The organism is Falsiroseomonas bella (assembly GCF_003173615.1).
GTDB lineage: Bacteria > Pseudomonadota > Alphaproteobacteria > Acetobacterales > Acetobacteraceae > Falsiroseomonas > Falsiroseomonas bella.
The window spans coordinates 1328460-1352383 of record NZ_QGNA01000001.1 but is presented as its reverse complement, the minus strand read 5'-3'; the positions used below and the strand labels follow the sequence as shown (position 1 = coordinate 1352383).

General features: G+C 71.9%; 23 protein-coding genes. 15 read left to right on the top strand and 8 right to left on the bottom strand.

Translation table 11 applies throughout. From position 1 onward, the window contains the following. Nucleotides 1-44 precede the first annotated feature (44 nt). Entirely contained in the window at nt 45-1856 is a 1812-nt protein-coding gene (gene sdhA, locus DFH01_RS06330; RefSeq protein ID WP_109869481.1) for a succinate dehydrogenase flavoprotein subunit, read from the top strand. Nucleotides 1857-1869: 13 nt separating this feature from the next. Then, the gene (locus DFH01_RS06325) at nt 1870-2652 is read left to right on the top strand and encodes a succinate dehydrogenase iron-sulfur subunit (protein ID WP_109869480.1); all 783 of its coding nucleotides are present in this window, start codon (nt 1870-1872) and stop codon (nt 2650-2652) included. A gap of 46 nt (nt 2653-2698) precedes the next feature. Here DFH01_RS06325 and DFH01_RS06320 read toward each other — a convergent pair whose 3' ends face one another. Further along, complete coding sequence (locus DFH01_RS06320; RefSeq protein WP_109869479.1) at nt 2699-3298, bottom strand: DUF938 domain-containing protein; 600 nt, start codon at nt 3296-3298, stop codon at nt 2699-2701. Then, a complete protein-coding gene (locus DFH01_RS06315; protein WP_109869967.1) occupies nt 3295-4875 on the bottom strand; it encodes a bifunctional metallophosphatase/5'-nucleotidase in 1581 nt (526 codons plus the stop codon). The genes DFH01_RS06320 and DFH01_RS06315 overlap by 4 nt, the downstream gene beginning before the upstream one ends. A gap of 143 nt (nt 4876-5018) precedes the next feature. Here DFH01_RS06315 and DFH01_RS06310 point away from each other — a divergent pair, with 143 nt between their 5' ends. Both DFH01_RS06310 and DFH01_RS06305 read left to right on the top strand, forming a co-directional pair. Continuing rightward, a complete protein-coding gene (locus DFH01_RS06310) occupies nt 5019-6236 on the top strand; it encodes a PQQ-dependent sugar dehydrogenase (protein ID WP_109869478.1) in 1218 nt (405 codons plus the stop codon). An 8-nt stretch (nt 6237-6244) separates the two neighbouring features. Continuing rightward, the gene (locus DFH01_RS06305; RefSeq protein ID WP_199231139.1) at nt 6245-6826 is read left to right on the top strand and encodes a c-type cytochrome; all 582 of its coding nucleotides are present in this window, start codon (nt 6245-6247) and stop codon (nt 6824-6826) included. 215 nt (nt 6827-7041) lie between these two features. On the opposite strand, the gene DFH01_RS28080 is transcribed toward DFH01_RS06305, so the two are convergent. From DFH01_RS28080 to DFH01_RS06285, 4 genes are read right to left on the bottom strand one after another with little or no spacing between them, the layout of a single operon-like run. After that, complete coding sequence (locus tag DFH01_RS28080; protein ID WP_158287631.1) at nt 7042-7524, bottom strand: cytochrome C-552; 483 nt, start codon at nt 7522-7524, stop codon at nt 7042-7044. A gap of 3 nt (nt 7525-7527) precedes the next feature. Further along, complete coding sequence (locus DFH01_RS06295) at nt 7528-8853, bottom strand: sulfite oxidase (protein WP_109869476.1); 1326 nt, start codon at nt 8851-8853, stop codon at nt 7528-7530. Nucleotides 8854-8891: 38 nt separating this feature from the next. Beyond that, nucleotides 8892-9707 (bottom strand): anti-sigma factor family protein, encoded by an 816-nt coding sequence (locus DFH01_RS06290; protein ID WP_109869475.1) that lies wholly within the window; start codon nt 9705-9707, stop codon nt 8892-8894. 4 nt (nt 9708-9711) lie between these two features. After that, complete coding sequence (locus DFH01_RS06285; protein ID WP_233255988.1) at nt 9712-10230, bottom strand: sigma-70 family RNA polymerase sigma factor; 519 nt, start codon at nt 10228-10230, stop codon at nt 9712-9714. Between the two features lie 178 nt (nt 10231-10408). Between DFH01_RS06285 and mutL the strand changes: the two genes are divergently transcribed. The 4 genes from mutL to DFH01_RS06265 all read left to right on the top strand — a co-directional run bounded on the left by mutL (nt 10409) and on the right by DFH01_RS06265 (nt 13881). After that, nucleotides 10409-12196, top strand: a complete 1788-nt coding sequence (gene mutL / locus DFH01_RS06280) for a DNA mismatch repair endonuclease MutL (protein WP_109869474.1) — start codon at nt 10409-10411, stop codon at nt 12194-12196. A gap of 38 nt (nt 12197-12234) precedes the next feature. Continuing rightward, a complete protein-coding gene (locus DFH01_RS06275; protein WP_109869473.1) occupies nt 12235-12666 on the top strand; it encodes a BLUF domain-containing protein in 432 nt (143 codons plus the stop codon). A 61-nt stretch (nt 12667-12727) separates the two neighbouring features. Next, the gene (locus DFH01_RS06270) at nt 12728-13384 is read left to right on the top strand and encodes an MBL fold metallo-hydrolase (RefSeq protein ID WP_109869965.1); all 657 of its coding nucleotides are present in this window, start codon (nt 12728-12730) and stop codon (nt 13382-13384) included. Nucleotides 13385-13470: 86 nt separating this feature from the next. Further along, a complete protein-coding gene (locus DFH01_RS06265) occupies nt 13471-13881 on the top strand; it encodes a hypothetical protein (RefSeq protein ID WP_109869472.1) in 411 nt (136 codons plus the stop codon). Between the two features lie 40 nt (nt 13882-13921). Here the strand turns inward: DFH01_RS06265 and DFH01_RS06260 are convergent, their stop codons facing one another. Continuing rightward, nucleotides 13922-14605 carry an SIMPL domain-containing protein gene (locus tag DFH01_RS06260; RefSeq protein ID WP_158287630.1) on the bottom strand — a complete coding sequence of 228 codons (684 nt, stop codon included), beginning with the start codon at nt 14603-14605 and terminating at the stop codon, nt 13922-13924. Nucleotides 14606-14735: 130 nt separating this feature from the next. Between DFH01_RS06260 and DFH01_RS06255 the strand changes: the two genes are divergently transcribed. The 4 genes from DFH01_RS06255 to DFH01_RS06240 all read left to right on the top strand — a co-directional run bounded on the left by DFH01_RS06255 (nt 14736) and on the right by DFH01_RS06240 (nt 19954). After that, complete coding sequence (locus DFH01_RS06255) at nt 14736-16316, top strand: ABC transporter substrate-binding protein (RefSeq protein ID WP_233255987.1); 1581 nt, start codon at nt 14736-14738, stop codon at nt 16314-16316. A 71-nt stretch (nt 16317-16387) separates the two neighbouring features. Beyond that, nucleotides 16388-17803 (top strand): amidohydrolase family protein, encoded by a 1416-nt coding sequence (locus DFH01_RS06250; RefSeq protein ID WP_109869469.1) that lies wholly within the window; start codon nt 16388-16390, stop codon nt 17801-17803. Between the two features lie 23 nt (nt 17804-17826). Continuing rightward, entirely contained in the window at nt 17827-18798 is a 972-nt protein-coding gene (locus DFH01_RS06245) for a Bug family tripartite tricarboxylate transporter substrate binding protein (RefSeq protein ID WP_109869468.1), read from the top strand. Between the two features lie 7 nt (nt 18799-18805). Continuing rightward, nucleotides 18806-19954, top strand: a complete 1149-nt coding sequence (locus DFH01_RS06240) for a mandelate racemase/muconate lactonizing enzyme family protein (RefSeq protein ID WP_158287629.1) — start codon at nt 18806-18808, stop codon at nt 19952-19954. A gap of 8 nt (nt 19955-19962) precedes the next feature. Here DFH01_RS06240 and DFH01_RS06235 read toward each other — a convergent pair whose 3' ends face one another. Continuing rightward, nucleotides 19963-20658, bottom strand: coding sequence for a hypothetical protein (locus tag DFH01_RS06235; protein ID WP_109869466.1), 696 nt, complete (start codon nt 20656-20658; stop codon nt 19963-19965). Between the two features lie 52 nt (nt 20659-20710). Here DFH01_RS06235 and DFH01_RS06230 point away from each other — a divergent pair, with 52 nt between their 5' ends. From DFH01_RS06230 to atpA, 3 genes are all read left to right on the top strand, one after another. Then, complete coding sequence (locus tag DFH01_RS06230; protein WP_109869465.1) at nt 20711-21619, top strand: EamA family transporter; 909 nt, start codon at nt 20711-20713, stop codon at nt 21617-21619. Between the two features lie 188 nt (nt 21620-21807). Then, the gene (atpH, locus tag DFH01_RS06225; RefSeq protein ID WP_233255986.1) at nt 21808-22377 is read left to right on the top strand and encodes an ATP synthase F1 subunit delta; all 570 of its coding nucleotides are present in this window, start codon (nt 21808-21810) and stop codon (nt 22375-22377) included. Between the two features lies 1 nt (nt 22378). Next, the gene (atpA, locus tag DFH01_RS06220; RefSeq protein ID WP_109869463.1) at nt 22379-23911 is read left to right on the top strand and encodes a F0F1 ATP synthase subunit alpha; all 1533 of its coding nucleotides are present in this window, start codon (nt 22379-22381) and stop codon (nt 23909-23911) included. The last annotated feature ends 13 nt before the right edge of the window (nt 23912-23924 follow it).

Below are 23924 nucleotides of genomic sequence, written 5' to 3'. Positions count from 1 at the left end.
GGTCGACGCCCATTCCGGCGGCGGCCAGACCAACGGACGGCACGATGAACGCCATCTCCAAGCCCTCCCGGGGCGCCTATCGGATCGTGGACCACACCTACGACGTCGTGGTCGTGGGCGCCGGCGGCGCGGGGCTTCGCGCCACCTTCGGCATGGGCGCCGCGGGCCTCAAGACCGCCTGCATCACCAAGGTCTTCCCCACGCGGAGCCACACCGTGGCGGCCCAGGGCGGCGTCGGCGCCGCGCTCGGCAACATGGGCGAGGATGACTGGCGCTGGCACATGTACGACACCGTGAAGGGGTCGGACTGGCTCGGCGACCAGGACGCCATCGAATACATGTGCCGCGAGGCGATCCCGGCGGTGATCGAGCTGGAGCACTACGGCGTGCCCTTCAGCCGCACCGAGGACGGGCGCATCTACCAGCGGCCCTTCGGCGGCCACATGCAGCATTACGGCAAGACGCCCGCGATGCGCGCCTGCGCCGCCGCCGACCGCACCGGCCACGCGATCCTGCACACGCTCTACCAGCAGTCGCTGAAGCATGGCTGCGAGTTCTTCGTGGAGTATTTCGCCCTCGACCTCATCATGGACGACGAGGGCGTCTGCCGCGGCGTGACGGCGTGGTGCCTGGAGGATGGCTCCATCCACCGCTTCCGCGCGCAGACCGTGGTGATGGCGACCGGCGGCTATGGCCGCGCGTACCTCTCCTGCACCTCCGCGCATACCTGCACCGGCGACGGCAACGCGATGGTGCTGCGCGCCGGCCTGCCGCTGCAGGACCAGGAATTCGTGCAGTTCCACCCCACCGGCATCTACGGCGCCGGCTGCCTGATCACCGAGGGCGCGCGCGGCGAGGGCGGGTATCTCACGAATTCCGAGGGCGAGCGCTTCATGGAGCGCTACGCGCCGACCGCGAAGGATCTCGCCTCGCGCGACGTCGTCTCCCGCGCCATGTCCGTGGAGATCCGCGAAGGGCGCGGCGTCGGCCCGCACAAGGACCACATCCTGCTGCACCTCGAGCATCTCGGCGCCGAGCTGCTGCATGAGCGGCTGCCCGGCATCTCCGAGACGGCAAAGATCTTCGCCGGCGTGGACGTGACGAAGGAGCCGATCCCGATCCTGCCGACCGTGCACTACAACATGGGCGGGATCCCGACGAACATCCACACGGAAGTCCTGCGCCCCACCAAGGACAACGAGGACGCGGTGGTGCCCGGCCTGATGGCGGTGGGCGAGGCGGCCTGCGTCTCTGTGCACGGCGCGAACCGGCTCGGCACCAATTCGCTGCTCGACCTCGTGGTGTTCGGCCGCGCCGCCGCGCATCGCGCCTCCGAGACGATCAAGCCGGGTGCGAGCCAGGCGCCGCTGCCGGCCAATGCCGGGGAGCGCGACCTCGACCGCTTCGACCGCATCCGCCACGCCAAGGGCGGCACGCCGACGGCCGAGCTGCGCGTGCAGATGCAGCGCGCGATGCAGACCCACGCCGCGGTGTTCCGCGACAGCGCCAGCCTGAAGGAAGGCGTGGAGAAGATGCGGAAGATCTGGGGCGGGATGGGTGACCTGAAGGTCGGCGACCGCGGCCTGATCTGGAACAGCGACCTGATGGAGGCGTTGGAGCTGGACAACCTGCTGGGCAACGCGATGACGACGATCGTCAGCGCCGACGCCCGCAAGGAGAGCCGCGGCGCCCATGCGCAGGAGGACTTCCCCGAGCGCGACGACGAGAACTGGATGAAGCACACGCTCGCCTGGTGCGACGGGGAGGGCAATGTCCGCCTCGACTACCGCGGGGTGAAGATGCGCACCCTGACGAACGAGGTGCAGGTCTTCCCCCCGAAGGCCCGCGTGTACTGAGGATCGGACGGAAATGGCTACCTTCACGCTGCCAAAGAACAGCACGATCACCGAGGGCAAGCGCCATCCAGCGCCCTCGGGGTCGAAGAACGTCAAGGCGTTCAAGATCTATCGCTGGGACCCGGACAGCGGCGACAATCCGCGCACCGACACCTACGAGATCGATCTCGACCAGTGCGGCCCGATGGTCCTGGACGCGCTGATCAAGATCAAGAACGAGGTGGACAGCACGCTGACCTTCCGGCGCTCCTGCCGCGAGGGCATCTGCGGTTCCTGCTCGATGAACATCGACGGGCTGAACACGCTCGCCTGCCTCAAGCCGATCGAGGACGTGAAGGGCGACGTGAAGATCTCGCCGCTGCCGCACATGCCGGTGGTGAAGGACCTGGTGCCCGACCTCAGCCAGATCTACGCGCAGCTGCGCAGCGTGGAGCCCTGGCTGAAGTCCGACACGCCGCCGCCGCCGGACGCCGAGCGGCTGCAGTCGAAGGAGGAGCGTTCCAAGCTCGACGGGCTGTGGGAGTGCATCCTGTGCTTCTGCTGCACCACCGCCTGCCCCAGCTACTGGTGGAACGGCGACCGCTATCTCGGCCCTGCGGTGCTGCTGCAGGCCTATCGCTGGATCGCGGACAGCCGCGACGAGGCGACGGGCGAGCGGCTGGACGCGCTGGAGGACCCGTTCAAGCTCTATCGCTGCCACACCATCATGAACTGCGCCCGCACCTGCCCGAAGGGTCTGAACCCTGCGCAGGCGATCGGCGAGATCAAGCAGCTTTTGGCCGCGCGGCAGGGCTGACGGCGACACCGGCCACGAAGGAACCCGCCCGCAAGGGCGGGTTTTTTCATGCCCTCCGCAGCACCAGCGTCACGTTGTTCGCCGGCATCTCCGTCACCGCCGGCGCCTCGAAATCGTCGCCCGCCGCGGCGCGAAGATCCTCCAGCCGCCGCAGCCCCCACTCGGGGTTCCGCGCCCGCAGGCTCGCATCGAAGTCGAGGTTGCTCGGCGCCGTCTCCACGCCCGGCCTGATCCAAGGGCCGTAGAGCACCAACGGTCCGCCAGCGGGCAGCACGCGCGCCGCGCCGCGCAGCAATCCGAGCGCCGCCGACCAGGGCGCGATATGGACCATGTTGATGCACAGCACGGCATCGGCGCGGTCCACCGGCCAGCCCGGCGCGGCCGCATCCAGCGCCAGCGCGGGGCGCACATTCGGCATGCCCGCGCACCAGGCGTCGCAGCTCACCCGCGCCTCCGGCGACGGATCAGTGGGCTGGAAGGTCAGGCCGGGCAATGCGGCCGCGAGATGCGCGCAATGCTCGCCGCTGCCGCTCGCCACTTCCAGCACCAGGCCCGATCCGGGCAGCACATCGCGCAGCACCGCCAGGATGGCGTCGCGGTTGCGCGCGACGGCCGGCGCGAACAGCCGCGCATCCGCGCCGCTCATCGCAGGCGGATGCGCCCGTCGGTGCGCGGCTGGGCCGGCGCCAGCGCGGTCAGGTGCGCCGCGACGATCTCCTCCAGCAGCGGCCCGGAATCGTATGCCTCCAGCGCGGCGTCGCGCAGCATGGTGTAGCCGTCGCCGCCGGCGCGCAGGAAGTTGTTGGTGACGATGCGATAGGCGCGCTCCGGGTCCACGCGCCCGGCGCGCTCGCCGCGCAGCACCTCGGCCGAGACCAGGCGGCGTCCGGCCGGCGCGTTCAGGTCCGCCTCGATGCGCAGCCCGGCGATCTGCGGGAAGCGCCCCGCGCCCGGCTGCGAGAGGCCGTTCTCCAGCGCGGCCAGCAGGGTCGCGCCGCGAATCGTGGCCGTCGCCACCGTGTTGCCGAAGGGCAGCACGGTCAGCACGTCGCCATAGGTGATCATCCCCGCCGGCAGGCTCGCGCGGATGCCGCCGCCATTCTGCAGCGCGATGTCGGCGCCGGGCGTCGCGGCCAGCATCGCCTCGGCGATCAGGTTGCCGATCGCGCATTCCTGCGTGCGACAGCTGCCGTTGTCGAAGGGCGCCAGCGCCGGCGCCACGGCCCGCGCGCGCATCTCGCCGAGCGGCGCGGCGAAGCGCGCGACGATGGCCGCCGCCTCCGCATCCTCGGCGAGGGCAGGCGTCAGCTCCACCGGATCGCCGCCATGCGCGACGACGCGCCCCGTCGCATCCAGGTCGAGGTCGAGCCGCCCGAGGAACCGCCCGAGCGCGCCCGCCTGCACGATGCGCACCGTCCGGTCCGGCCCGTCCACCAGCGTCGGCGCGGGCCCCGCCGCGTCTGCGCGGTTCGCCAGGATCGTGTGGGAATGGCCGCCGATGATCACGTCCACGCCGCGCAAGCGCTCCGCAAGGCGCTGGTCGGCCGCGAGGCCGCGATGGGAGAGCAGCACGATGGTGGCAGGCCCCTCGGCGCGCGCCATCGCGATGGCACGCTCCGCCGCCTCCTCCGCCGAGCGGAAGCGGAGGTTCGGGCCGGGCGAGGAGACATGCGGCGTCTCCTCCGTGATCAGCCCGATCACCACGATCCGCGCACCGCCGCGCCCGAAGGCGACGAAGGGCCGCACCAGCCCGTCGAGCGAAGGCTCGGCCGACGCGTCGAGGTTGGCGGCCAGCACCGGCACGCCGAGCGCGCGGATGTAGCGCGCCGCATTCCCTGGCCCGTTGTCGAATTCGTGGTTGCCGAGGGTCATGGCCTCGCAGCCCCATTCCTGCTGGATCGCCGCCTCCGCGAGGCCCCGGTGGTAGGTGTAGAAAAGGCTGCCCATGAACTGGTCGCCGGCATCGAGCGCGAGGCTCGCGCGGCCTTCCGCCGCCGCGGCGGCGCGCGCGGCCTTCACCGCGGCGACGAGGCGCGCGCTGCCGCCCAGGCAATCGGCATTCGGCCGGCAGGCGGCGCCATTGGCCTGCGCCCCCTCATGCCGGCTGTGGAAGTCGTTGAGGTGCAGCAGCGCGATGCGCGCGGCGCCCTGCGCGGCGGCCGGGCGCAGCGCGGGCAAGGCGAGGGTGGCGGCCAGCAGGTGGCGACGGCGAAGCTGGATCATGCTGTCCTTCTGCCCGAATTGATCCTGACTTGTCATGCGCGTCGGCGCGACGCCGCGCGCCTGTTGCGGATCGCCATGCATTCGGACATCCTCGATCAAAGTGGCCGTCGGCAACAGGCGGCGCACTCGGGAGAGGAGCATCCATGATCCGCCAGACCCTCGCGGCCGGCCTGATCGCCGCCGCCACAGCGCTGCCCGCCTTCGCACAGGCCCCCGCCGCACCAGTGCCCGGCTGGGCTGTCGGACGGCCCGAAGGCTCCACCCTCGCCCCACATGCGCCGCGCCTGACGGTCACGCCGCTCGATCAGGTGCCGGTCGGTGCGCTGCGTCTGCCGCCCGGCTTCCACGCCGAGGTGTATGCGCATGGCATGCCGGGCGTGCGGATGATGACCGAGGGGCCGAACGGGACGATCTTCGCCGGAACGCGCGCCATCGGCCGCGTCTACGCGATCAGCCGCAACCCGGACGGGACGACCCGCACGCGCGTCATCGCGCAGGGTCTGGCGCAGCCGAACGGCGTGGTGATGGTGGGCGACAGCCTCTACGTGATCGCGGTCAACCGCGTGCTGCGCTACGACAACATCGAGGCGAATCTCGACAACGTGCCGCAGCCGGTGGACATGACGGCCGCCTTCGGCCTGCCGACGGAGCAGGAGCATGGCGGCAACCACCACTGGAAGTTCACCATCCTGGGCCCGGACGGGCGGATCTACACCAATGTCGGCGTGAACTGTAACGTCTGCCAGACGGACCGCGACAAGTTCGCCCTGCTGGTCTCCTTCAAGCCCGATGGCAGCGACCGCCGGATCGAGGCGCGCGGCATCCGGAACAGCGTCGGCATGGCGCATCATCCGGTGACGCGGGAGCTCTACGCCACCAACAACGGCCGCGACTGGGCCGGCAACGACTGGCCGCAGGACACGCTCCACCGCATCCGCCAGAGCGGGGAGGACCATGGCTTCCCCTTCTGCTCGGGCGGCGCCGCGGATCCGCAGCACAACATGGGGCACGCCTGCAGCGGCTTCGTGCAGCCCGCCGCGCTGCTCGGCCCGCATGTCGCCGCCCTCGGCATGCGCTTCTACACCGGCACCATGTTCCCCGAGCAGTACCGCAACCAGATCTTCATCGCCCGCCGCGGCTCCTGGAACCGGGCGCGGCTGAGCGGCTACGACGTGGTCGTCGCGCATCTGGACTCGCAGGGCAACGTGATGCGGCTCGAGGAGTTCATGACCGGCCTGCGCGACGACGCCAACCAGCGCTTCGCCGATCGGCCCGTGGACGTGCATGTGATGCGCGACGGCTCGCTGCTCGTCTCGGGCGAGCAGATGGGCGCGATCTACCGCATCACCTATCGCCAGTGAGACTGCGGGTGCTGTTCGCGGCGGCCGTGCTGGCCGCCGCGCTTCCCGGCTTCGCCGTCGCGCAGGACGCGGCGCGGGGCCGGGAGCTTGCCGCAACGGCGCATTGCACGAACTGCCACGGCGCCGACGGGCGCAGCCAGATGGAGGGGATCCCGTCCCTCGCCGGCCAGCAGCCGGGCTTCATCACCCTGCAGATGATCCTGTTCCGCGAAGGCATCCGCCAGGTGCCGGCGATGCAGGCCTTCGCGCAGAACATGCCCGACAAGGACATCGAGGATCTTGCCGCCTGGTTCGCCAGCCTGCCGCCCGGCCCGCCCGACGACCGCAATGCGCGGGATCCGGCGCTGTTTGCCGCCGGCCAGGCGTTGATCGGGCCGCGCAACTGCGCCTCCTGCCACCTGCCGAGCCTCGCGGGGCGCGAGCAGATCCCGCGCATCACCGGCCAGCGGGAGGACTTCCTGCTGCACACCATGAAGGAATACCGCGACGGCCAGCGCGTCGGCGCCGACACGGTGATGAACAGCGCGGTGTTCGGCCTGACGGACGCGGATCTCGCCGCGCTCGCGCACTACCTGTCGCATCGGGACTGATACCGGCCTGCGTTTTCGGTGCCCCGAGAACGCCCTCAGACGCCGGCGCTCTCATCCGCTCGCTTGGCTGCGCCGCACACGCGGCGGCGGCCATTCGGCCGCTCCGCCCGCGCGAAACGCGCGGGCCGCCATCGGATCACCAGAAAGGCTCGCCGGTATGACACGACGCCTCGTCGCGCGGAACCGGAGGCGGCTCCGCGCGAACGGGATCGGGTTCAGTTCAGGAACGGGTTGCCGCCGCGCGCCGGCGCCTGGCGCGGGCCGAAATGCGTGGCGAGATAGTCCACGATCGTCTGGCGCAGCTCGCCATCCAGCGCGTTCATGCCGTGCTTCTCGGTCATCCAGTCCATCAGCCCGTCCCACTGCGCGCGGGTGAAGTGGCTGCGGCGGATGATCGCGGTGTTGTGGCAGGCCACGCAGTAGCCGAAGGTCTCCGCCCGTCCATGCCCTTCGGGCAGGATGGTCTCCTCCTCGGCGGGCTGCATCACGGCCTGCGCGGCCTCCGCCTGGCGGCGCTGCGCCTCGGCTCGCGCGGCGGCCTCGGCCTGCGCCTGCTGGAAGGCGAGCGCGGCCGGCGTCGGCGGGGCGGCCGGGCGGGGCGGGGCGACATGCGGCCCCGACCCCTCCACGATCACCAGCAGCACCGACGCCGCCAGCCCGGCGACGACGACGGTCTCGAGCGTCAGGCGTCGCAGCACGGCTCAGCCCACCAGGATCGCGGCGCGGCTGATCGGGTTCGCGCCGTAGCCCTGCGGGTTCCAGTTGGCCGGCGCATGCGGCTGCATCCGGCCCTCGCTGTCCGTCGCGCGGTACCAGATCTCGTAATAACCGTCGGAGGGCAGGGCCACACGACCCGTCCAGCGCTGCCAGGCGTGGCGGTTCGCCGGCGCGGCAACCTGCATCTCGGTCCAGGTCGCGCCGAAATCCACGCTGGCATGCACCGCGCGCACCGTGAGGTCACCGGCCCAGGCCGCGCCGCGCAGATCCAGGCTGCGCGTGCCCGCGGGCAAGCGCGTGCCATGCGCGTGGGAGGACAGGATGGAGCGCACCGGCATGCTCTCCATGTCGGCGAAGTCGGCGCCGTTGTTGTTGCTGCCCGGCACGATCGGCCGGACCGGCATGCGATAGGAGGTGCCGCCCATGCCGGCGCCGGTGTGCGGCTGCGACAGCAGCGTCACGCGCGTCAGCCACTTCTGGCTCAGGCTGCCCGGCCAGCCCGGGACCAGCAGGCGCAGCGGCGCGCCATGGATGTGCGGGATGGGCTGGCCGTTCATGCGGAAGACGATCAGCGTGTCCTCGTCCATCGCCTTGGCCATGCGCATCCCGCGGCTGATCGCCGCCCTGTCCGCCGCGCCCGAGAGATGCGGGTCGGCGCCGAAATGCCCCGTGTAGCGCGCGGTCTCCTTCGCGCCGGCGGCTTGCAGCACGTCGCGCAGGCGGACGCCGGTCCATTCGGCATTGCCGATCGCGCCGTTGCCCCACTGGTTGCCGCGGGTCTGGGGCGCGAAGAAGGCGCGGCCATTGCCGCCGCATTCCATCTGCAGCTGCCGCGTGACAACCGGGAAGCGGCTCTCCAGGTCACCCATCGTCAGCTCCAGCGGCGTGTTCACCTCGCCGTCGATGCGGAGCTTCCAGGTGCGTGGATCGGCGACCGGGTCGGGGATGCCGCCATTGTTGCGGATGAAGAAGTTGGCGTAGCTCGTCACCGGCTCGTCCAGCAGGTGCTCCGGCGTCTCGCCGACCAGCGGGCGCTCCTGCTGCAGGATCAGCGGCGCCTTGCCTTCCATGCGCAGCACCGCCGGCGCGGCCCCCTGGGCGGCCGCGGGGCGGGCAAACAGCGCGGGCAGCGTGCCCTCGGGCATGCGCCCGGCGAAGGGGATGGCGGCGCCGAGCATGCCGCCCATCGCGGCCAGCGCCGTGCCCTTCAGCGCGCCGCGCCGTCCGAAGGCGACCGCATCCGCGCGCTCGGGGTCGTCGCGGTAGAGTTCCTGGATGGAGCGTTCGGCCTTGCCGTGGCGCAGGGTCATGTCCTGATGTCCTCCCGTTGGACGTTGTGTGGAGCGGTTCAGCCCAGCGCCGCGTCGCAGGGACGACGGGCGCGGCTGGTGAGGAAGGCGCCGGGCGGCGGCGCCTTGAGGTCGCGCTCGACCGCGAGCGCGATCGGGCGCAGCAGGTCGCGCGGCAGCGCGGCGGTGACGGCGTGCATCCGCTGGCCGTCCGACCAGGTGTAGGCGACGAGGCCACCCGGCACGTCGGCGCAGCGCAACTCCCGCGGCACCGGATCGCGTGTCGGCCCGCGCCAGACGGTCAGTGTCGTGCCGGCCGCATCCGCGTAGCGCAGCAGCGCGGCGGGCCCGAGGCTGTCGGGCAGCACCTGCGCCGCCTTCAGCGTGAAGCCGAAACCCTCGAGGTCGGGCGGGCTCAGCGCCTCCCCCAGCCGGCGTTCGAGCCAGGCGGCGAGATCGGTGTCGGGTCCCGGCCAGTCCTGCGGTGCCGGCATGGCGCTGCGGTCCGGCGCGGGCATCGGCAGGGCGGCGATCTCGGGCTGCACCGCGCCGCGCAGCGCCCAGCCGAGGCCGCTGCCCGCCAGCAGCAGCACCGCCGCCGCCGCCGCGACGCGCCAGCGGGCCAGGGCCGCCTGCCGGCGAGCGACGCGCAGATGCGCGATGCGCAGCCGGGGCGGGATCGGCTCGGCGTGCTTGAAGGCGAGCGCGGCGCGGAGCGCGTCGCGCTGGGCGATGAAGGCCTGCACCCGCGCGGCCTCGTCCGGGCGGGCGTCCAGATAGCGCTGCACGGCAGGAAGCCGCGCCGGATCGAGCCGGCCGTCCACCAGCGCCTGCAGGTCATCCTCGCCGATCGGGGGCTCGGGGTGGTGGGTCATCGGCTCACACCACCCGGCGCAGGCGCGACGCCGGCGCGGGCTGTCCCTCCGCCATGCGGCGCAGACGCTCCCGGCCCCGCGCCAGGCGTGACATCACCGTGCCGGCCGGGATGTCGAGGACGCGCGCCGCCTCCTCGTAGGAAAGCCCCTCGACGCCGACCAGCAGCAGCACCGCGCGCTGTTCCTCCGGCAGGGTGTCCAGCTGGAGCAGCACCTGGGCGCACTGCACCGCGGCGTCCTGGCCGTGGCTCGGCGTCGCCGCGTCCTGGAAGCGCAGCGCCTCGCCGAGCAGCCGGGATCGGCGCGCCCAGCGCCGGCGCCCCGAGATATGCAGGTTGTAGAGGATGCTGAAGAGCCAGGCGCGGAGATCCTTCTCGGCGTGTCGCTGGTGCCAGGCGCCCAGGGCATTCGCCAGGCTGTCCTGCACAAGGTCGTCGGCCTCGTCGGCATTGCGGCTCAGCGACCAGGCGAAACGGCGCAGCGCCGGGATCAGCGCTTCCATGCGCGCGTCCCGCTCGCTCACCGTTCCCGTCCCCATCCCCGGCATCCGCTTGTCGCGAGGTTGTTGTGATGCATGGGACGCACCAGCGTCCGCCCTTATTCCCGGGCAATGACAAAATTTTCACGGTCACGGCAAGGGAGCCCCCCCGAGCGGCGCTTCGCGCTTGCCCGGCGCCGCGCCCCGGCGCATTCCGGTGGCGATGGCCGCGCCGCGAATCCGCCTGCTGCCGCCCACCACGGCCAACCGCATCGCCGCCGGCGAGGTGGTGGAGCGCCCGGCCGCCGCCGTGAAGGAGCTGGTGGAGAACGCGCTCGATGCCGGCGCGCGGCGCATCGCCGTCCGGCTGGAGCAAGGCGGCATCGGCGGCATCCTGGTGGAGGATGACGGCGCCGGCATGTCCGCCGCCGAGCTCGACCTGGCGGTGGAGCGCCACGCCACCTCCAAGCTGCCGGAGGAGGCGACGCTGTTCCGCATCGCCACCCTCGGCTTCCGGGGCGAAGCGCTGCCCTCGATCGGCGCGGTGGCGCGGCTGACCATCACCTCCCGCCCCGAGGGCGGGGCGGCGCATGCGATCACGGTGGAGGGCGGCCACAATTCCGCCGTCGCACCCGCCTCCGGCCCGACCGGCACGCGGGTGGAGGTGCGGGACCTGTTCTTCGCCACGCCCGCGCGCCGCGCCTTCCTGAAATCGCCCCGCAGCGAGGCGGAGGCGAGCCTGGAGGCGGTGCGCGCACTCGCGCTGGCCTGGCCCGGCGTCGCCTTCCAGGTGGAGAGCGATGGAAGGCCAGTGCTGGCGCTGCCGGCCCAGGAGCGCGATGCGCGCATCGCCGCGCTGCTCGGCCCGGATTTCGCGGCCGCGGCGCTGCCGGTGCAGGCGGAGCGCGGGGGGCTTGCGCTGTCGGGCCTCGCCGCGGCGCCGCTGCATCACCGCCCGACCGGGATCGCGCAGCATCTGGTGGTGAACCGCCGCCCGGTGCGCGATCCGCAGCTGCGCACCGCGCTGCGCGTCGCCTACCGCGAGCTGATCCCGCGCGGGCGGCACCCCGCCGCGGCGCTGTTCCTCGACCTGCCGCCGGAAGCGGTGGACGTGAATGTCCACCCGATGAAGACCGAGTTGCGCTTCCGCGACACGGAGGGCGTGCGCGGGCTGCTCATCTCCGCGCTGCGCCGGGCGCTGGCGGTCGGCGTCGCTGCCGTGCCGGGGGCGCAACCCATGCCCGAGGCCGCGATGGCCGGCTTCGCCGAAGCCGCATCACCCGCGCCCATGCCGCCATCCCCGCCGCCGTCCTTCGCAGGCTGGCGCCCGCAGCCCACGCCGCCGCGCCCGCCGTCACCGCGCCTGCCGCTCGGCTTCGCCCCGCCGCCGCCAGCGCCGATGCCGGATCCGATCCTGCCCGAGGCGGAGGGGCCGCTCGGCCGGCCGCTGGCGCAGCTTCTCTCCACCTATGTGCTCGCCGAGGCGCCGGATGGCGCGCTGGTGCTGGTGGACCAGCACGCCGCGCATGAGCGCCTGACGCATGAGGCGCTGAAGGCGCAGCTCGAGGCGGGCGGCGTGCGCGCCCAGCCGCTGCTGCTGCCGGCGGTGGTGGAACTTGCCTCCGGCGCGGTGGCGCGGCTGCTCGACGCGGCCGGGTCGCTCGAGCGGCTCGGGCTGGAGATCGAGGGCTTCGGCCCCGGCGCCGTGCTGGTGCGTGCCCTGCCGGCGCTGCTCGGCAATCCCGATCCCGCGCCCCTGCTGGCCGACCTGGCGGAGGAACTGGCCGAGGAGGGAGAGGGCCTGGCGCTCGCCACCCGGCTGGACGCCGCGGTGGCGCGGCTGGCCTGCCATGGCTCGATCCGCGCGGGGCGGCGGCTCACGGCGGCCGAGATGGCCGCGCTGCTGCGCGACATGGAGCGCACGCCGCGCGCCGCCACCTGCAGCCATGGCCGCCCCACCTTCATCCGCCTCGGCAAGGCGGAGCTGGAAAAGCTGTTCGCCCGGCGCTGAAACGGTGTAGGGAGGGCCTTCGCCGCGGAGGGCCGCCGATGCGCGTGCTGCAGCTGGTCTACGCGTCCCGCCCCTTCGGCTTCGATGCGGGCGCGCTGGAGGACATCCTGGCCATCGCGCGCCACCGCAACGCGCAGGACGACATCACCGGCGCGCTGATCTGCCGCCACGACCTGTTCATGCAGCTACTGGAAGGCCCGCGCGCCAAGGTCACCGCCGCCTTCGGCCGCATCCTGCGCGACGACCGGCATGTGGAGGTCTCGCTGCTCTGGAGCGGCGATGCCGCGGCGCGGCTGTTCCCGGACTGGACGATGCGCGACGACGCCGTCCCCTCCTGGATGTGGAGCCGGGAGGCGCTGGCCGCCGGCGCCGTGGCAGGCGCCACGGCTGAGGAAGCACGGCAGGTCTTCGTGCGGCTGGCGCGGGAGCCGCACCGCCAGGGCTACGTCTTCCAAGCCACCCGACATTGACGCACCCGCCGCGCGCTGCGCGGCATTGACGCATCCGCCGCGCGGCGGCACTTCCGCGCGCATGCCGAAGCTCCAGGCCGCGCAGCTGGCCGTCACTCCTTTCCAGCAGAACTGCACCCTGATCTGGGATGCGGAGCTGCAGCGCGGCGTGGTGGTGGACCCGGGCGGCGAAGTGCCGCGCATCCTCGCGGCGATCGAGCGTGCGGGCTTCAGCGTGGACCGCATCCTGCTGACCCATGGCCATCTCGACCATGCCGGCGGCGCCGCGGCGCTGAAGACGGCGCTGGAGGCGAAGCAGGCCAGCGTGGTGCCGATCGAGGGTCCGCATCGCGCCGATGAATTCCTGCTGCAGGGCATCGCGGCGCAGGCGGCGCAATACGGCCTGGACGGCATGGAGAACGCCACGCCCGACCGGTGGCTGGAGGATGGCGAGGCGGTCTGCATCGCCCACCAGTCCTTCCAGGTGCTGCACTGCCCGGGCCATGCGCCGGGTCATGTGGTCTTCGTCTCGCCGACTCTCGGCTTCGCCATCCTCGGCGACGTGCTGTTCCGCGGCTCGATCGGGCGGACCGACTTTCCCTATGGCGACCACGCGGCGCTGCTGGACTCGATCCGCACCAAGCTGCTGCCGCTCGGCGACGAGATGCGCTTCCTGTGCGGACACGGCCCGGGCTCGACCTTCGGCGAGGAGCGGCGGTCGAACCCGTTCCTGCGGTAGCCTGCCCGCGCTGCAACGCGAGACGCCCTCCGCCCGGCCCGGCATGGCCCGCGGCCGCGCGGATGGCACGGGGGAGGTCATCGGCCATGCGCGCGAATCCGGCACGCCTGCTGCAGGTCGCAGCCGCGGTCGAGGTCGTGGCCGGTGCGGGCCTGCTGCTGGCTCCCGGCCTGGGGCTCGCGCTCCTGCTCGGGGTGCGGCAGGCCCCCGCCGAAACGCTGCTGGCCGGACGCGTGCTCGGCGCCGCACTGCTCAGCATCGCGGCGAGCATCCGGCTGACGCGCAATCACGCCTCGGCCGGAATGCAGCGAGGCCTGGTCGGCGGCTTTGCGGTCTACACGATCCTGGCCGCGGCGCTGCTCGGCTATGCCGGCGCGGGGCTGGGCATGGCCGGCCCAGCGCTCTGGCCCGCGGTGCTGCTGCATGCGGGGCTCGCGCTGTGGTGCGGGCTCTGCCTCGCGGGGCGTCCGGCACCCGCTGAGCAGGGGGCGGGATAGCGACCGACGCCGTGCCTTGCAGCCCGCCGGCCGCACCGCCCTACCGCGGCCGCAGCACCGCCACCGCCTGCACGTTGGCCTGCACCACGACATCCTCGGCCACCGCGACAGGCGGCGGCGCGGCCGGGCTGGCGGCGCGGGCGGCCATGGCCATCGGCATCGGGCGCGGCATCCGGTCCGGCACGTCGATCCGCACTTCCTTCAGCCCGACCAGCACGAGGCCCAATTGCTCGGCCACCGCCGCGGCGCGGCGGCGCACCCCGTCCAGCGCCAGGCGGGAGGCTTCCTCGCGCGCCGCGCGCTCGGTCTCGCGCGTGAGCTGCCAGTGCAGGGCGCTCATCGCGAGGCCCTGGCCCTGCAGCGTGCCGGCGAGGTCGAGCAGGGCGGCGCCGTCGCCGCCGCGCAGCGTCACCTGCTGCGCCGCCTGCCAGGCGCGGCCCTCATCCACTCGGCCGGTCCAATAGCCGCCGGTCGAGACGCGCAGCCCCGGCACGGCGCGGGCGCGCTCCACCGCAGCCCCGACGGCGCGGTTCACCGCCTCCTGCGCGGCCGCGGCGGTGCTGGCGCGGGCCTCGGCGCGCAGCGTCGCCACCACCTCGTCCGGGGCGCGGGTGACCTCGGCGCTCTCGCCGATATGCAGCTCCGTCTCCGCCACCGGCGTGGGCTGCGCGGCGAGGGCGGTGGGCAGGGCGAGCAGCCCGAGCAGGGCGAGTATCCGGCGCATGCGATTCCTCCGTTCCGGTGGCGCGATGGGGCGGGGCGCCCGTGGCGGCAGCATGGCACAGGCAAGGCCGCCGGTTGACGCCGAAGGGCGCGCGGCGGAGGCTTCCCTGACCGGACAGGGAATCACACCGATGCGAGACACAATGCGTCCCTGGGCGCTCGCCGCCTGCCTCGCCGGGCTCGCGCTGGCGCAACCCGCCGCGGCCAAGGACTTCACCTGGGCCTTCAACGCGGATGTGCTGACGCTCGACCCGCACTCCTCCAACAACACCTTCACCAACAGCTTCCTCGGCAATGTCTACGAGGCGCTGGTGCGCCACAACGACAAGATCGAGATCGAGCCGGCGCTGGCCGAGAGCTGGGAGCGCACCAGCCCGACCGTCTGGCGCTTCGCCCTGCGGCGCAACGTGGTGTTCCACAACGGCGAGAGCTTCGACGCGGACGACGTGCTGTTCACCTGGCGCCGCGTGAACGCGCCGGGCTCGCTGGCGCGCGGCCTGCTCGGCCAGATCAAGGAGGTGCGCAAGGTCGACAGCCACACGATCGAGATCGAGACGCATCGTCCCTTCCCGATCCTGCTGGCCTCGATCACGCAGTTCTACGTGATGGACGAGGGCTGGAGCCGCGCGAACAACGCGGAGAACCCGGCCAACCTGGCGCAGCAGCAGGAAAGCGGCGCGACGCGCACGGCGAACGGCACCGGCCCCTTCCGCATCACCGATCGCCGCCCGGACGAGCGCACCGTGCTGGAGCCCCATGCGCGCTGGTGGGACAGGCCGCAGCACAACCTCACGCGCGTCACCTTCCAGCCGATCCGCTCGGCCGCCACGCGCACCGCGACGCTGCTTTCTGGCGGCATCGACGCGGCGGTGGAGATTCCCCTGCAGGACATCCCGCGCCTGCTGCAGGACCAGCGCGTGCAGGTGATCGAGGGGCCGGAGCTGCGCACCATCTATCTCGGCTTCGACCATGAGCGCGACCAGCTTCTCTACAGCGACGTGCAGGGCCGCAACCCGCTGAAGGACCGCCGCGTGCGGGAGGCGATCTACCGCGCCATCGACGTGGATGCGCTGGTGCGCGGCGTGATGCGCGGCAAGGCCTGGCCGGCAGGCATGATGGTGAGCCCCTTCCTCGCCGGCGCGCCGCAGGACCTCAATACGCGCCTGCCCTTCGACCCCGAGATGTCGCGCCGCCTGCTGGCGGAGGCCGGATACCCGAACGGCTTCTCGGTCGGCATCGTCTGCCCCAACGACCGCTACGTGAACGACGAGCGCACCTGCCAGGCCATCGCGGGCATGCTGGCGCGCGTCGGCATCCGGCTGCAGCTGCAGAGCGAGCCGACGGCGGTGTGGTCGCGGCGCACCGCGAACCGCGACTTCTCGATCTTCATGCTCGGCCATGCCGGCCTGCCGCTGGCGGACAGCTACTCCACGCTGAACGAGGTGCTGCGCACGAACTCGCCGACCACGGGCGGGCTGAACTACGGCCGCTGGAGCAATGCCGCCTTCGACACGCTGGTCGCGCAGGCCGCAGAGGCACCGGACGAGCAGAGCCGCCAGCGCTTCATCCGCGAGGCGCTGGCGATCGAGCGCGCCGAGATCGCGCATGTGCCGCTGTTCCAGCAGCCCATCGCCTGGGCGTCGCGGCGCGGCATCGACCTGCGCCAGGCGCCGGACAACCGGCTGCGGCTGTGGCTGGTGAAGGTGGACTGACGGCCCTCATCCTCCCCTCACCCGGACCCTCTCCCGCCCTGCGGGAGAGGGAGAAGCAGAGCACGCCCCGCATGACCGACCTCCTCCTCCGCCACGGCACCGTCATCACCATGGACGCGCAGCGCCGCGTCATCGCGGACGGCGCGATTGCCGTCAGGGACGGAAAAATCCTCGCCGTCGGCCCGACCGCCGAGGTCGAAGCCGCGCATCCCGGCGCGCAGCAGGTGATCGAGGCGCGCGGCAAGGCGATCCTGCCCGGCCTCATCGACGGCCACGCCCATGCCGGCCACGGCCTGGTCAAGACCATGGGCAACAACGACAGCGAAGCGTGGTCGGAAGCCTGCCGCATCATCTACACCCTCGCCTCTCCGCCCAGCTTCTGGCGGGCGGAGGCGCAGCTCGCGGCCTATGAGCGGCTGCGCTTCGGCGTGACCACCGGCGTCTCGCTGCTCGGCGGCGGGGACAGCATCGGGCGCGTGGACCATCCGGCCTTCACCGATGCGCATGCGACCGCGACGGAGGAGATCGGCATCCGCTCCGTCCTGGTGCTCGGCCCGACGCGCCCGCCCTTCCCGCGGCCCTATGTCGGGCCCGACGGCGTGGAACGCCCCGTCTCCTTCGAGCAGCAGCTCGAGACCATCACGGCGGGCGTCGAGACCTGGCACGGCAAGGGCAATGTCCGCGTCGCCACGCTGATGCCGGTGTATCGGGAGGCGAAGCACGACCCGGCGAAGGTGAAGGAGATCGAGCGCCAGGGCCGTCTGGTGCGCGAGGCCGGCACCAGGCGCGGCGCCTGGTTCCACCAGGACGGCCACCGCCAGGGCAGCATCGAGATGGCGGACCGGATGTTCGGGCTGATCGGCCCCGATTCCTGGCACAGCCACTGCACCGACCTGACGGACGCCGACATCGACACGCTGGTCCGCAAGGGCGCGAGCGTGGTGCACAACCCCTCCGCCATCGCGGCCGTGCGCGGCTATTGCCCGGCGCCGCGCATGATGGAGGCCGGCGTCACGGTGATGATCGGATCGGACGCCACCGCGCCCGACCGCTCCGGCGACATGTTCCGCCACATGTTCCAGTGCATCCGCTACCACCAGCGCGCCTTCCGCGACGAGACCATGATCCCGCCCGGCAAGGCGCTGGAGATGGTGACGGTCGACGCGGCCAAGGGCATGGGGATCGCCGACACGCTCGGCAGCCTGGAGCCGGGCAAGCTGGCCGACGTGATCACGGTGGACCTTACCGGCCCGCACATGGTGCCCGCGAACATGCCGGTGGCGCGCGTGGTGTATTTCGCCAACGGCCATGACGTGCGCGACGTGGTGGTGGGCGGGCGCGTGCTGCTGCAGGACGGCGTCGCGCCGCATCTCGATCCCGCCGCCATCGTCGAGGCGGCGCGGCGGGAGAGCGAGCAGATGCTCGACCGCTCCGGCCTGCGCCACATGGTGCAGGAAGATCCGGGCTGGGGCAGAGTGCGTCGCTGAATGGCGACAAGGGAGGAAGTCCAATGAAACGTCGCACGCTGCTGGCCGCATCGGCCGCGCTCGCCCTGCCGCGCATGGCCGCGGCGCAGGCCTGGCCGACTCGCCCCGTTCGCATCGTGGAGCCCGGCGCGCCCGGCGGCGGCAATGACACCACCATCCGCCTCTTCGCACCGCATCTCGACCGCGCCTTCGGCCAGTCCTTCGTGGTGGAGAACCGCCCCGGCGCCGGCGGGCGCGTGGGTGTCGAGAACGTCTTCCGCTCCGCGCCCGACGGCTACACGCTGCTGATCGGCAATGCCGGATCGAACGGGATCAACGCCGCGATCTACCGCGACCTGCCCTACAACCTCGAGACCGACTTCACGCCGATCTCGCTGCTGGTCACCGGGCCGAACGCGCTGGTGGTCAATCCGCGCATCTTCCCGGTGAACACGGTCGCGGAGCTGATCGCGGCGATCAAGGCGAAGCCGCCCAACCACTACAACTATGGCAGCGGCGGCGTCGGCTCCTCGGCGCATCTCTCGGCCGAGCTGTTCAAGCAGATGGCCGGCGTGGAGATGGAGCACATCCCCTATCGCGGCGCCGCGCAGTTCGGCCAGGCGGTGATCACCGGCGACGCGCCCTTCCTGATCGCCAACCTGGTGAACATCTACCCCTTCGTCGCGCGCGGCGAGGTGAAGCTGCTGGCGGTGACCAGCATGGAGCGCTGGCCGGACCTCCCCGATGTGCCGACGCTGAACGAGAGCGGCCTGCCGGGCTTCGAGACCATCGCCTGGAATGCGCTGTTCGGCCCGAAGGGACTGCCGCAGCCCATCGTGGACCGGCTGGTGCCGGAACTGCAGCGCATCGGCCGCCTGCCGGAGGTGGTGGACCGCGTGAAGCTGATCGGCGGGCAGGTGGTCACCAGCACGCCGGATGTGCTCGCCGCGCGCGTGCGGAGCGACATCGCGAAATGGCGCGAGTTGGCGCAGCGCGCCAACATCAAGGTCGAGTAGCAGCACCGTGTCGCGGATCGCGCGCCTCGCCTTCAGGGGCATCAACGTCACGCCGAAGACCAACTGGGCCTTCCTGGAGGTGACGACCGAGGACGGGCTGACCGGCCTCGGCGAATGCACCCTCGCCAACAACGAGCCGCTGCTGGAGGCGGAGGCGGCGCGGCTGGCGGCGAATGTCGCCGGGGAGGATGCGCGGCAGCGCAACCGCCTCGCGCGGCTGATCCCGCATGCGCCGGGCGGCCTGGTCGCGGCGACGGTGCTCTCCGCCTTCGAGCAGGCCTTGTGCGACCTCGCCGCGCAGCGCGCGGGACAGCCGCTGCACCTGTTCCTGGGCGGGGCGCTGCGCGATCCGGTGCGGCTCTATGCCAACATCAACCGCGGCGCCAATCCGCGCAGCCCCGATGGCTTCGCGGCCGCCGCGCGCCGCGCAGTGGAGCAGGGCTTCGGCGCGGTCAAGCTCGCGCCCTTCGAACCCCTTGTCTGGGAGGACGGATTCTCGGAGACGAACCGCGCCGCCTATGCCGAAGGTCTGGCCCGCATCGCCGCGGTGCGCGCGGCGGTCGGGCCGGGCGTCGAGGTGATGGTGGACGCGCATTGGCGCTTCTCGCCCGGCGGCGCGGCCGGGTTGGTGCGCGACGTCGCGGAGTTCCGCCTGTTCTGGCTGGAATGCCCGGTGGCGGAGGCCAACCGCGCCGAGATCCGCCGCCTGCGCGGCATGGCGAATGACCGCGGCATGCGGCTCGCCGGCGCCGAAAGCCTGGCCGGCCTCGCCGCCTATCGCCCGGTGATCGAGGCCGGCTGCTACGACGTGCTGATGCCGGACGCGAAGCATGCCGGCGGCATCGAGGAGATCCGCCGTATCGCCGCCCTGGCCCAGACCGCGGGCGTCGAGATCGGGCCGCACAACCCGACCGGCCCGGTCTGCCACGCGCATTCGGTGCATCTCTGTTCGGTGATCCCGAACTTCCTGCTGCTGGAAGTCCAGTTCGGCGAGACCGAGGCTTTCTTCGACATGGTGGAGGGCGAGAGCCTGCGCTTCGTGCAGGGCGCGGCACCGCTGCCCCAGGCGCCCGGCCTGGGCATCCGCCTCGGGCCCGGGCCGCATGCGCCCTGGAAGCGGATGGACCGGCCCTGGCTCGACCCGCGCCTCGGATGAGGCCGGGCTCAGCCGAAGCGGAGGAACAGGCGGGAATAGGCCGGGCGCAGGCTCTGGGCCGCCCGGCGGATCGCCGCCAGGTCGCCGCTGCGCACCGCCGTCCGGAATGCCTCCGCGGCGGCGCGGTTCGCCGCCTCCAGCGCGGTGAACTCGGCGTCGCCCTGCAGCGCGGCGGGGGCGGCCGCGGGCAGGCGGCCGGCCAGATAGTGGAGCACCCCCGCCAGCTCGCGCAGCTCCGCGATCCGTTCGTCGGGCTCGAGCGCCAGCGGCAAGGCGCGCTCCATCTCCTCGTGATAGGCGTTCATCGCGTCGCTGAAGGTGAAGACGCCGTTGCGGGCGCGCAGGGTGCCGAGCAGGTCGCGGATTTCCTCCAGCGCCTCATGCGCGGCCGGCAGGCGGCCTGCCATGGTTTCGGATTCCGCCTCGCCGAGCAGCATGGCGACGCGGGTGGACAACGCCGGCCACCCCTCTTCCGTCGCATAGGGGGGCGGCAGCGGCTGGCTGAAGCGCGCGGACAGGCCCTGCCACGCCGTCCGCGTGGCGCGGATCGCGGCCAGCGCCGCATCTGGCGGGCCGCTGTTGGTGCGGAACAGGGCCGTGCGGTAATCGGGATAGATCCGCGCGATCGCGTCGGTCAGCGGATCAGCGGCGAGGACCGGCGTGGCGGCAAGCTGGAGAGCCAGCAGGGGAACCAGGCGACGCATTTGCGACGCTCCGAAAACATTTAACTTTAGATATATGTGGTGAGCGGCCCCGATGGCTAGCTGGATCGGCTTCACCTTCGTCGCAGCGCTGTTCCAGTGCTGGCGAACGGCGCTGCAGCAGAAGCTGCGGGGCGAGCTTTCGGTGAACGCGGCAGGGGTGGTGCGATACCTCTACGGCGTGCCGGTCGGGCTGACCCTGCTGCTGGGCTATGGCGCGGCGACCGGCCAGCCGGTGCCGGGCATGAGCGCCTGGGTGGTGCTGCTCTGCGCCCTGGGCGGCTTCGGCCAGATCCTCGGCACCAACCTGCTGATCATGGCCTTCGGCTACCGCAACTTCGCGGTCGGGACTGCCTATTCCAAGACCGAGGCGATGCAGGCGGCCCTCATCGGGCTGCTCGTCATGGGTGACCGGCTCTCCGCGCTGTCCTGGCTCGGCATCGCGGTGGGGGTGGGGGGGGTGCTCTATCTCTCTCTCGCCGGGCGGGGCACCGCGCCGGGGGACCTGCTGCGTGGCATAGCGCAGCCCGCCGCGCTCTGCGGCATCGGCGCCGGCTTCGGCTTCGCCTTCACCGCGGTGCTGATCCGCGCCGCCAACCAGGAGATGCCGGCCGAGGACCTGATCCACAAGGCGCTGGCCATCCTGGTGGTGACCAACCTGCTGCAGACCCTGATGCAGGGCGCCTGGGTCGCCTGGACCGAGCCGGCCTCCTTCCGGCCGATTCTCGCAAGCTGGCGGAGTTCCGCCCAGGTGGGGGCGCTGTCGGCCATGGGCTCGGCGTGCTGGTTCTCCGCCTTCGCGCTGGCCCCGGTGGCGCTGGTGCGCGCGGTGGGACAGGTGGAGATCCTGTTCACCCTGGCCTTCAGCCGCTTCTTCCTGCGGGAGAAGGCGAAGCCGGCGGACATGGCGGGGGCGCTGGTGGTGGTGGCCGGCGTGGTTCTTGTGCTGATCGGCGCCCGATAGGGGCGATCATCGCGCCGCAACATGTTGCCGCGCACAAGAGCCCGTGTTAAGGCCCCGCCGCCGCTGCCGGGGGTGGTCTTGGCCTTCCCCTGGCGCGCTTCATCGGCCGCGCCCTCGCCGGCGTGCCGCCCAAGCACAGGACCGGGACCGCCTTGGCCTCCGCATCCACAGATATCGTCTCGGCCTCCGTGAAGGCCCCGAATCCGACCGGCGTGGCCGAGCGCTATGCGCTGGCCCTCCTCGGGATCGTGGACGACCTTCGCCAAAAGGAGCCGGGTGCGGCCGACCGCATCGGCGCCGATCTCGAAACGCTGTTCCGCCTTTGGCGCGAGGATGCTGGCTTCCGCGCCTTCGTCGCCGATCCGCGGCTCGATGCCGGCGCGCAGCGCCGTGGCGCCTTCGCCCTGGTGGAGAAGGCGGGCATCGGCACCGAGGTCCGCAACCTGCTCGGCGTTCTCATCGTGAACCGCCGGCTCGGCCAGCTTCCCGCCGTCGCGGCCGCCTTCGGCGCGCTGCTGTCGGAGCGGCGCGGCCAGCAGACCGCGCAGGTCACCACCGCTCATCCGCTCTCCGACACGCAGCGCGCGCAGATCACCGCGCGGCTGACGGAGGCCGGCTTCTCCGGCGTGCAGCTGCAGGAGACCGTGGATCCCTCGCTCCTGGGGGGTCTGGTCGTCCGCATCGGCTCGCGCCTTTACGACAACTCGATCAAGTCAAAGCTGCAGCGACTGCAGTACGCGATGAAGGGGGCTGCCTGACATGGAGATCCGTCCTGCCGAGATCTCGGAGATCCTGAAGCAGCAGATCCAGGGCTTCGACGCCGAGGCGAATGTCGCCGAGGTCGGCACCGTCCTGACCGTGGGCGACGGCATCGCCCGCGTCTACGGCCTGCAGAACGTCATGGCCGGCGAGCTCGTCGAGTTCCCGAACGCCGGCCTGAAGGGCATGGCGCTGAACCTCGAGACCGACAACGTCGGCGTCGTCATCTTCGGCGACGACAAGTCTGTGCGCGAGGGCGACACGGTCAGCCGCACCGGCGCGATCGTGGACGTGCCGGTGGGCAAGGGCCTGCTCGGCCGCGTCGTGGACGGCCTCGGCAACCCGATCGACGGCAAGGGCCCGATCGTGGCGACTGAGCGCAAGCGCGTCGAGGTGAAGGCGCCGGGCATCATCCCGCGCAAATCCGTGCATGAGCCGATGCAGACCGGCATCAAGGCGATCGACGCCCTGATCCCGATCGGGCGGGGCCAGCGCGAGCTGATCATCGGCGACCGCCAGACCGGCAAGACCGCCGTCATCCTCGACACCATCATCAACCAGAAGACCATCAACGCCGGCGACGACGAGAGCAAGAAGCTCTATACGATCTACGTCGCGGTCGGCCAGAAGCGCTCCACCGTCGCCCAGCTCGTCAAGACGCTGGAGGAGAACGGTGCGCTCGAATACTCCATCGTCGTCGCCGCGACCGCGTCGGACCCGGCGCCGATGCAGTACATCGCGCCCTACACCGGCTGCACCATGGGCGAGTTCTTCCGCGACAACGGCATGCACGCCGTCATCTTCTACGATGACCTGTCCAAGCAGGCCGTCGCCTACCGCCAGATGTCGCTGCTGCTGCGCCGTCCGCCGGGACGCGAGGCCTATCCGGGCGACGTGTTCTACCTGCACTCCCGCCTGCTCGAGCGCGCGGCGAAGATGAACGACGATTTCGGCGCGGGCTCGCTGACGGCGCTGCCGGTCATCGAGACGCAGGCCGGCGACGTCTCCGCCTACATCCCGACCAACGTGATCTCGATCACGGACGGGCAGATCTTCCTGGAGACGGAACTGTTCTTCAAGGGCATCCGCCCCGCCGTGAATGTCGGCCTTTCGGTGTCCCGCGTGGGGTCCGCGGCGCAGATCAAGGCGATGAAGCAGGTCGCGGGCAAGATCAAGCTCGAGCTCGCGCAGTACCGCGAGATGGCGGCCTTCGCGCAGTTCGCCTCCGACCTCGATGCGACGACGCAGGCACTGCTGGCGCGCGGCGCGCGCCTGACCGAGCTGCTGAAGCAGCCGCAGTACAAGCCGGTGCCGGTGGAGGAGCAGGTGGCGGCGATCTTCGCCGGCACGCGCGGCTATCTCGACCGCATCCCGGTGAACAAGGTGGGTGAGTTCGAGCGCCAGATGCTGTCGGAGCTCAAGAGCAACGCACCGGACATCCTGAACGCGATCCGCACCGACCGCGAGATCAAGAAGGAGACCGAGGCGAAGCTGACCGCCTTCCTCGACAGCTTCGCCAAGTCCTTCGCCTGAGCGCCGGAGCCAG